Source organism: Sulfoacidibacillus thermotolerans (genome assembly GCF_003144315.1).
GTDB classification, from domain to species: Bacteria; Bacillota; Bacilli; order Alicyclobacillales; family SLC66; genus Sulfoacidibacillus; species Sulfoacidibacillus thermotolerans.
The window spans coordinates 1-3,352 of record NZ_MPDK01000058.1 but is presented as its reverse complement, the minus strand read 5'-3'; the positions used below and the strand labels follow the sequence as shown (position 1 = coordinate 3,352).

The window sequence follows — 3,352 nt, the reverse complement described above, 5'->3', positions numbered from 1 at the left end:
GGATAACGCCGCTCTGAAAACTGCTACCAACTGGGCTCGTGTATTCCCTGAGCGTAAACAGATTAAGATTGCTCGCCTGATCACTCGCGAACACGCTTAATGCTTTAGCCATGTAATTAAAGGGGCCTATATGGTCCCTTTTTTGTTAGGAGGAAACATGCGTTATCAACGTCATTCAAGACATCGTCGTTATGTACGTCATGAACGTCACGGTTCAGATGCAACACCTAAAGCAAAGATTAAGACTGTAGGTAAAGTTCAGTATTCAGCTGACGGTAAAAGTGGTTGGCAGGATACAATCCCTGCTGGTCTCATGAAAGTAAATACACCATTAACTTTCTACATTCGTGCTAAAACAGTAGATCCGGAGGACGATGGTTCCTATATCTATAAGTTCAAAATTGCTCCTGGAACTGGCGATGCGCTGTCCCTTCAAAACACGGACGTCAACAAAGCAAAAATTTCTGGAACAGCTCCGGAAGGTATGCTGAGTAAAACGTTCAGTGTCAACTGTACCATTGAAGACAGTTATGGGACAGAAGTTACGGGAACTGCATTAACGCAAGCCTGGTCCGCAGCTCCCGCAGCATAAACGTTAAATTGCTAGATGTTTTAAAGGGTGTTACACTTCGCTTGTAACACCTTTTATTTTGAGGAATGAATGATGAAAGACAAAATCATTGAAGGGCTTCGTAAACTCAACGTTGAGAATGACAATCATTGGACTGCCGATGGCCTGCCTAAAATTGAAGCATTGAAGTTTACAGTTGGCCCGTCCGTCACGCGAGAAGATGTCAATTCTGTTGCGCCTGGGTTCACTCGTTCAAATCCTGTAATTGAGGACGTCGAACATGAAGAAAAGCATGACACTTCCTCATTGCAGGAAACCGAACAGACGGAAATTGTTGCAGATACCGACAATGCACAATATGAGTCCTTATCTAAGGCTGAAGCAGATAAGGAAACTGTTAACGGTAAATCGATTGTCACTACGCGAGTAGCTTTAGAAGTCAACGTGAGCGATGCAGTTAAAGCAATGCTCAAAGATATTCCAGATATTGACTTTGACACTGTTTCTGTGGAAGAGCTTAAAGAATATGAAAAAGTTCTTTCGGAACAAGTCAACGCAGACAACCAGATGTTATCTGCAATGAACGAACTTGTTGAATTACGTGCTAAACTGTACGCAAAAGTCAACACTGAAATTGAACGTCGCAAACCTAAGACCGAGCTGGCTCACACTTTAGCATCTTTCCGTGATCAAATGGCACAAGTTGCTCATGTGGTCAATCAGCCTCGTATGGTTGTTCGTAACGGTATCCGCACTCGCTAAGGTGACATATGGCATTTCGAACAGACAAAAAGTTCTTGTTTCATATGATGCAACGTAACAGACGTCGTCGAGATGCCACGTTGAACCCTGTAAGCGGTGTCCTGGGGTGGGTGACGCCCCCCCCGTCGACAGGTGTGGTAGATACCGATTACGTTACAACGTGGCAGAATGGACAGACACCTTACGTTGTACAGGTCTTTAAAGATAAAGAATTGGTCTCACAGAATCAGTCTGATTTGCAGACCTTCACAATTAACGAATCGTCTGCTGCAAGGTATGACATTAAAATTATAAGTGCAGACGGACAGATTCTTAATGCTACGATAGATATTGCTTGAGGCGCATATGACTGTAACTATCATTGTTGAAGATGGGTCTTGTGTACCTAATGCAAATAGCTATATTGATGTCGAATATGCTACGCAATATTTAGAAGACCGTGGATTTACTGTCCCAGCGGAAGATAAGTTGAAACCTATGCTTATCAACGCAATGGATTTTATGGAAAGCCTTAATCGCTATAAGGGTAAGCGCACCAACCAGGATCAGGAACTACAGTTCCCGCGCAGCGGCTTATACAGCGACGGTGTAGAGATTCCAGGTAATACCATACCTGTAGCAATTAAGCGAGCACAGGCCCAACTGGTCGCGGATACGGTGCAGAGCGGTAAGCCGTTATTAAGTAACAGTACCAATTATGCACTGAAAAAGCGTATTCTTGGACCGTTGACGCTTGAATACGCAGTTGGTCAGAGTGCTGTATTAGAAAGTGCAACACCACATCCGCGTTTCTGGGCTTTGATTAATGACTACCTGCGAAGCTCTAGCTCACAAGGAGTAATGCGATGACAATTGCTTCAGAATTTATTGCAATGGCACATGAGATGTTGAACGACCAAGAAATTGGTTTTGATGGGACACTCATTGTTAAAGTAAAAGAAGAGGGAAGTGAATCAAAGCCTTGGGCTCCGACTTTTAAAGAACAAGAAATACCACTGCGTTTGTTCTATGACGAGCAGTCAAAGACTAGCGTAAACGGTAGTATAGTTCTTCAAGGTGAAAAGGTCTTTATCACTTACGAACCAGACGGTATTAGTCTTGAAGATTGCATTGGTTTTAAATTTATTGACCACAAAGGGCGCTCGTTCGTCGTTAATGCTGTTGAGCCTATCGGTGCGGGTGGAACTACAATCATTAGTTACGTTAAAGTTGGTTCCTAATGGCTAAGAAGAGCTTCCGTGATCAGTTTACCAGTGCTCAATTGAGGGCCATGCAAAAAGCCGCAGGTGAGGTAAAACAAAGACTTTATGGCTTCGTTAGTGCTGTTGTTGATGACACTCCTGTTAAGGACGGTGGATTACGAGGAAGTTGGCAGATACAGAAATCACCCGACCTTATTCAGGATAATCTGCCGGAAGACCCGTCTGGAGCTGCTACGAAACAAAGATTGTTTACTAAAATAAGATATCTCCCAATCCATCAAGATTGGGATATTTATTTTGGTAACGGTAAGCCTTATGCTCAGAAGATTGAATATGAAGGTTACAGTAAGAAGGCGCCTAACGGGATGTTGCGTAAGAACATCGCAAGAGGTGGACAAGCATTCAGTGGGTTTAAACTTGGGAGCTTTGATAAATGATCCCGTATCCGTTTCATTGGGTCGAAGATACCCTGAAATCACACTTAGTAAATAACTATGCTGAAATGTCACAGGCTATGGCGTGGAAGAACTTGACATTTGATGCCAGCGGCTTTAAAGTGTGGTTAAAGATCATCAATACCCCATCCAGTGAAGACCCTGTAACGTTAGGCCCTTATGGCGATAATGAAATGCGTGGGTTTTTACAGATTGGTGTATATTCACAGTTGAATATTGGTATTGAAGAATCTAACGCTGTTCTTGGGCATGTGAGTAAAATCTTTAGTGTACCAAGACAGCTCCAGGCACCGGACGGCTGCATGTTAAGACTGACAAGAAAGACGTTTTCCCAGGGCGGGCAGACGTCAATTGCAGACTTC

Annotated in this window: 6 protein-coding genes; all 6 read left to right on the top strand. The window is 43.4% G+C overall.

The window, feature by feature from the left end:
* The first annotated feature begins 157 nt into the window (after window positions 1–157).
* Window positions 158–592 carry a hypothetical protein gene (locus BM613_RS14115; RefSeq protein WP_146192839.1) on the top strand — a complete coding sequence of 145 codons (435 nt, stop codon included), beginning with the start codon at window positions 158–160 and terminating at the stop codon, window positions 590–592.
* A gap of 72 nt (window positions 593–664) precedes the next feature.
* Window positions 665–1,333 (top strand): hypothetical protein, encoded by a 669-nt coding sequence (locus BM613_RS14110; RefSeq protein WP_109431802.1) that lies wholly within the window; start codon window positions 665–667, stop codon window positions 1,331–1,333.
* A 345-nt stretch (window positions 1,334–1,678) separates the two neighbouring features.
* A complete protein-coding gene (locus BM613_RS14100) occupies window positions 1,679–2,182 on the top strand; it encodes a DnaT-like ssDNA-binding protein (protein WP_109431800.1) in 504 nt (167 codons plus the stop codon).
* Complete coding sequence (locus tag BM613_RS14095; protein WP_109431799.1) at window positions 2,179–2,553, top strand: hypothetical protein; 375 nt, start codon at window positions 2,179–2,181, stop codon at window positions 2,551–2,553. The genes BM613_RS14100 and BM613_RS14095 overlap by 4 nt, the downstream gene beginning before the upstream one ends.
* Window positions 2,553–2,972 (top strand): hypothetical protein, encoded by a 420-nt coding sequence (locus tag BM613_RS14090; protein ID WP_109431798.1) that lies wholly within the window; start codon window positions 2,553–2,555, stop codon window positions 2,970–2,972. The genes BM613_RS14095 and BM613_RS14090 overlap by 1 nt, the downstream gene beginning before the upstream one ends.
* Window positions 2,969–3,352, top strand: a 384-nt coding sequence (locus BM613_RS14085; RefSeq protein ID WP_146192838.1) for a phage tail terminator-like protein, incomplete at its 3' end; no start/stop codon positions are given. The genes BM613_RS14090 and BM613_RS14085, both read left to right, overlap by 4 nt.

Bases quoted from the DNA above. Each gene is read 5' to 3' on its own strand.
- BM613_RS14115 (WP_146192839.1), top strand. From the start codon at position 158: ATGCGTTATCAACGTCATTCAAGACATCGTCGTTATGTACGTCATGAA.
- BM613_RS14110 (WP_109431802.1), top strand. From the start codon at position 665: ATGAAAGACAAAATCATTGAAGGGCTTCGTAAACTCAACGTTGAGAAT.
- BM613_RS14100 (WP_109431800.1), top strand. From the start codon at position 1,679: ATGACTGTAACTATCATTGTTGAAGATGGGTCTTGTGTACCTAATGCA.
- BM613_RS14095 (WP_109431799.1), top strand. From the start codon at position 2,179: ATGACAATTGCTTCAGAATTTATTGCAATGGCACATGAGATGTTGAAC.
- BM613_RS14090 (WP_109431798.1), top strand. From the start codon at position 2,553: ATGGCTAAGAAGAGCTTCCGTGATCAGTTTACCAGTGCTCAATTGAGG.